This is a genomic window from Prevotella multiformis DSM 16608 (assembly GCF_000191065.1).
In the GTDB taxonomy this organism is placed as follows: Bacteria; Bacteroidota; Bacteroidia; order Bacteroidales; family Bacteroidaceae; genus Prevotella; species Prevotella multiformis.
This window is the reverse complement of sequence record NZ_GL872282.1, coordinates 909,865-914,222: the sequence shown is the minus strand read 5'-3', so window position 1 is coordinate 914,222 and position 4,358 is coordinate 909,865. Positions and strand designations below refer to the sequence as shown.

At 47.4% G+C, this 4,358-nt stretch carries 4 protein-coding genes; 2 read left to right on the top strand and 2 right to left on the bottom strand.

Translation table 11 applies throughout. The features are described 5' to 3' along the window. Together HMPREF9141_RS03740 and HMPREF9141_RS03735 are read right to left on the bottom strand one after the other, a co-directional pair. The coding region (locus HMPREF9141_RS03740) for a DUF4099 domain-containing protein (protein ID WP_007367164.1) at window positions 1–528 on the bottom strand (528 nt) is incomplete at its 3' end. A gap of 181 nt (window positions 529–709) precedes the next feature. Next, window positions 710–1,738 (bottom strand): helix-turn-helix transcriptional regulator, encoded by a 1,029-nt coding sequence (locus tag HMPREF9141_RS03735; protein ID WP_007367162.1) that lies wholly within the window; start codon window positions 1,736–1,738, stop codon window positions 710–712. Window positions 1,739–2,291: 553 nt separating this feature from the next. Here HMPREF9141_RS03735 and HMPREF9141_RS03725 point away from each other — a divergent pair. Both HMPREF9141_RS03725 and HMPREF9141_RS03720 read left to right on the top strand, forming a co-directional pair. Further along, window positions 2,292–4,031, top strand: coding sequence for a helix-turn-helix domain-containing protein (locus HMPREF9141_RS03725; RefSeq protein ID WP_007367161.1), 1,740 nt, complete (start codon window positions 2,292–2,294; stop codon window positions 4,029–4,031). A gap of 127 nt (window positions 4,032–4,158) precedes the next feature. Beyond that, window positions 4,159–4,358: hypothetical protein (locus HMPREF9141_RS03720; RefSeq protein ID WP_040554434.1), on the top strand; the 200-nt coding region annotated here is incomplete at its 3' end.

Sequence of the window (4,358 nt, the reverse complement as noted above, 5' to 3'; positions counted from 1 at the left end):
CGACCTACTTATTGTAACGAGGTTGCTCTTCTGCCAGTTAAGCAGTTTCTCCAATTCTCCGCTCTGTTCCAATCGTTCACGGGAAAGACCGAGATTGCCGAGCATCTTCCAATCCACCTTTTCAGGATCGATAGTGGTGGCATTCTTCTGCTGGGGCAGATAGTCCCCAAAGGGAATGCCCATCTCTGCTAGTTGCTGTTTGCTTTCGGGCTTTTCACGGCTTTGCAGCATGGTGCGCAGGTTGTCCACGCCTTGCTCCACATTGTCTGCCACGACCTTGTACAACCCGAAATGAGTCGGGTTATTGAACTGTTTGAGGAAGTCGGTCATGAAGTTTTTGAGAAGTCCATCCTTGTTGTTGAACTTCAAGAACGCTGCCTGATTGGCAGCGGTAGCCTCGGTGGTTTTAAGGTTTCCCTTGTCGTCAACACCGGAAACAACAGAAAGCTTGCCTACTTCCTGTTCATTTTTCACTTCCGTGCGGTCTTCCAATACCAGCACATAATTGTCATTGGTGTTTGATTCCATTAAATTTTAATATGGTGAATACTGTAATCAAGCAGCTAAATTATAGGTATATGAAGAGATTAAAAAACTTTTGGGAAAAGCGGGAAATACAGGGAAAAAACAAGAAACCATTATCCGAATCTGTATGGAAAACGGATAATGGCATGTTATAAATAAATATGAACGTTTCCGGTAGAGGAACTTATTTATTTATTTCCTCCTTTTTCGAATATTCTTTTTCTATCAATAAATTGATGAGAAATTTCTGCAAGTCTTGGTCAGTAGGTACATTGAGTTTCTTGCGGATGTGGTTACGCGTCACATCGACGTTGTTTTCGGTTTTGTCGAGTAGCAGGCCGATTTCGCTCCGCTTCTTTCCCGCGAGAATGAGGCGGCACACATCCGTTTCTGATTTAGTCAGACAGGGAAAGTGGTGCCCCAGATCGCAGTCATCCATCAAGTGTTTTTTCAGATGCAGGCGCACGGCGTTGACGAGGTTGCGTTGCGATTTCGGCTTGAGCATGGAAAACAGGCAGTCGGTGTCCTCGGGCGATGGGTGGTCGTTGCTGCTCATGCGCAGGTAGGCCTCTATTTCCCGTTTATTCAGTCTGACAGCGCGCATCAGTGTCGTCTCACGGTGATGCAAATCGGTATTTTCCTTCGTTACACTCATCACATTATATCGCAGCAGTTCGCCCAGCGTGCAGAGGAAAAACTGCACGAAGAGGAAGAAACCGAACAGGCGCCAAAGCGAAGGCTCTTGAAGATAGGCTGCCACACAACCGTAGCTAACCACACTGATAGCAGAGACGATAAAGGGGGTGAGCCGGACAAAGCTCAACACAAGGAAGAAGATCGCCAGCAGGGATGTTATCTGATTGATAAGGATGAGCTGCAGAAAATGGTCGGGGCGCACCGTAGCGAAATAAAAGAAGCGCACGGCGATGGTACACTGTGCCACGAGCGCCACGAGTGAAAAAGCCTTGGAAAGCGTCAGCCGCCGCGTGAGGTAGAGCGACAGCGAAAGGAGGCACATCGCCAGATGGATGCCACTCATCGTCTGGGGCAACGCTTCCTGCGAACCTCCAAGCCCCATGAACTGCAGGGAGATGACGGTAACAACGAGTACAGAGTGGAGCAAATACACGATGACGCGGTGCCGCTCAATGGTGTTTGTAGTGCGCGACCGTAGGAATGCCGATACCTTTTCTGTGAGAAAATGAATGATCATTGTTGCCGTTTTTACTTTTTATAACGACTGCAAAGATACGTTTTTATTTTCTCTTTACCAAGCTTTTTATTAAGTGTTTTTAAGGGGTAATTAAGGTTTTTAGGGGTGTAATGAAAACTTTTAAATGGTCTTTCTGCTAAGAAACTCTGATTTATAACATTCTGTTTGTTATTTTTGTATAGTCTTTTGCTGTTCTCGCAGAAATATTCCTTGCAGAACAGCCAAGAAAAGAACTGTCCAGCATACGAAATTCAGCAGAAAGGAATGCGAAATGAGAAAATGAGAACGTAGAAATATATTTAATTCATAATTAGCAAAAAGAGTTATTCATAAAGAGAATGAGATTATGGCAAATGAAAAACAACAGGCATCATTCAGAGAATCAGGCTCAGCACCTACCTCTTCGTCCTGATACTGGTGGCACGGCAGGGATAGAAAACAGCTCAAACAGAGCAGTCGTTGCTACAACCTGCGGGATATACTTTAGGGGGGCGAGGAAGGACAAGAAAACTGCTATGTCTATGAAACTGTAAAAACTGAATATATACAGGAAATGAAACATTTTGTCACATTACTGTTTGTCATTACACTCTCCGCAGGAGAAATGTATGCCGCCGCTCCGGCAGACTCCATCCGCAAGGAGATGAAGCACCTCAAAGGAGAAAAACTTTTGCAGGCCTACCATCATCTTTGCCGGTTGGCAGCTGCCGAAGATAATATGGGCTATGAGTTACGCTGCATCCGTGAATATCTTGCCGAATCCTTACGCCAAAAAGACAAGGAGGCGGAAGCCCGGGCGCGTGTCACACAGTTGTATTGCTATTACAACTACGAGATGACCGACAGCATCAGCTACTATTTGCCCGAAGTCCTCAGTGCAATGAAAAAGAACGGCACATGGGATTATTACTACAATGCGTGGAACGTGCTCATCGAGAGTTATCTCTACGAAGACAAGGTGCAGACCGCATTGTTTGAAGCGCAAAAGATGTATGCCGACGCGCGAAAGAGAAAGAACAACTATGGGTTAGGCACTTCCACCTACGGCATGGCATGCATCTATCAGACAATGGGACGCTTCCGCGAAGCCGAGAAGACCATCGAGGAGAGCATCGCCGCCCTTTCCAAGGCCGATGAAATCTCACAATTGCTCTCTGCCTACAACGTCTTGGGTGAAACGCTCGACGGACTGCGGAAATATGAAAAGCTAAGGAAGAAATGCGCGGAATGGAAAGCGGTCATCGACAAATACAAGAACGAAGCCCTGCGAAAAGGCTACACACCCTCGCTCAACGGACGCTATCTCTACTGCACGCTGGCAACTGCCGTCGCTGAATTGGAAACAGGCCATTACGACCGCGCCAAGGGATTGCTGCAGCTCGCCGATAAATATGCCGAGGGACGCAAAGCCGTCGCCCGATTCAAGCTCCTTCAGGTGAAAGCCCGCTACTATGCAGCCACAAAACAGTACGACCGGGCCATTGCCTGCAACAACGAGAACATGGGCATCATGACTGCCGCCGGCGACTCCGTCAGCTTGCTCACCGTGCAGATGCAGCAAGCCGACCTCTACACGCAGGCCGGACGATACAAGGAAGCCGCAGAATTGTACAGCCTCGTCATCCCACACAAAGACAAACTGCGCAACACCGAACTTGCCAAGCAGCTCGACGAACTGCGCACCATCTTCGAGGTTGACAAGCTCACACTCCGAAACGAGGTCATCACAACACGGCTCTATCTCTCACTCATCATCGTGGCATTGCTGCTTGCCACCGTCGTACTTTACATCATCTACACCCGCCGCTTGCGCCGCAAAAACAGGGCTTTGTACGACTCCATTCTATTATACCGCAAGGCGGAAAGCGACATGGAGACCGCGGCAAGGCTCGTTCCCGAGGAAGAGCTCGACCGTGAAGGAAAAATCTATCGCCGGTTGTGCGAGCTGATGCAGAAAGAGAAAGTCTATAAAGACACGGAGTTGAACCGCGACATTCTCTCAAAGCGGATTGGAACAAATGCCGTCTATATCACCAATGCCGTGCGCAAGTATGCCGATGGAGCCACAATCAACGAATTTATCAACGGCTACCGGCTGCGGCACGCGGCTTCGCTGCTCACCAACAATCCCGACTTGAACATCAACGAGGTGGAATATAGGTCAGGATTCAATTCCCGAGCCACATTTAACCGTTGTTTCCGGGCTTTCTTCGGGATGTCGCCTTCAGAATACAAAGCCGTTTCCAAAGAAAAAAAGAAAACGAAAAAGGACTCATCCGATGAGAAGGCATAGGTGTTCCGGACATCTATAATCCGCCGTTTCCTTGTGAATTACAAATATGATACAAGTTTTTTCAAATATGAAACGCCCTGTTGGTCTTCGTGGAATAATTTTGCAACAGAATCAACGAGCAGCAAAGATGAAAAAGAACTGTTGGGTATATATCTTAAGAAATGAAACCGGAGAAATAACCATCGGCTTTTCGGTCGATATGGATGAAAAGTTCACCGAAATCTCCATGCGAAAGGAAAAGCTGTATTATCTCCGTCCGTTTGAAGAACCGTTCGACGGCTTGGCGCACAAGCATCTTTTGGATTCTCTTTCCAAAGATACGATCAG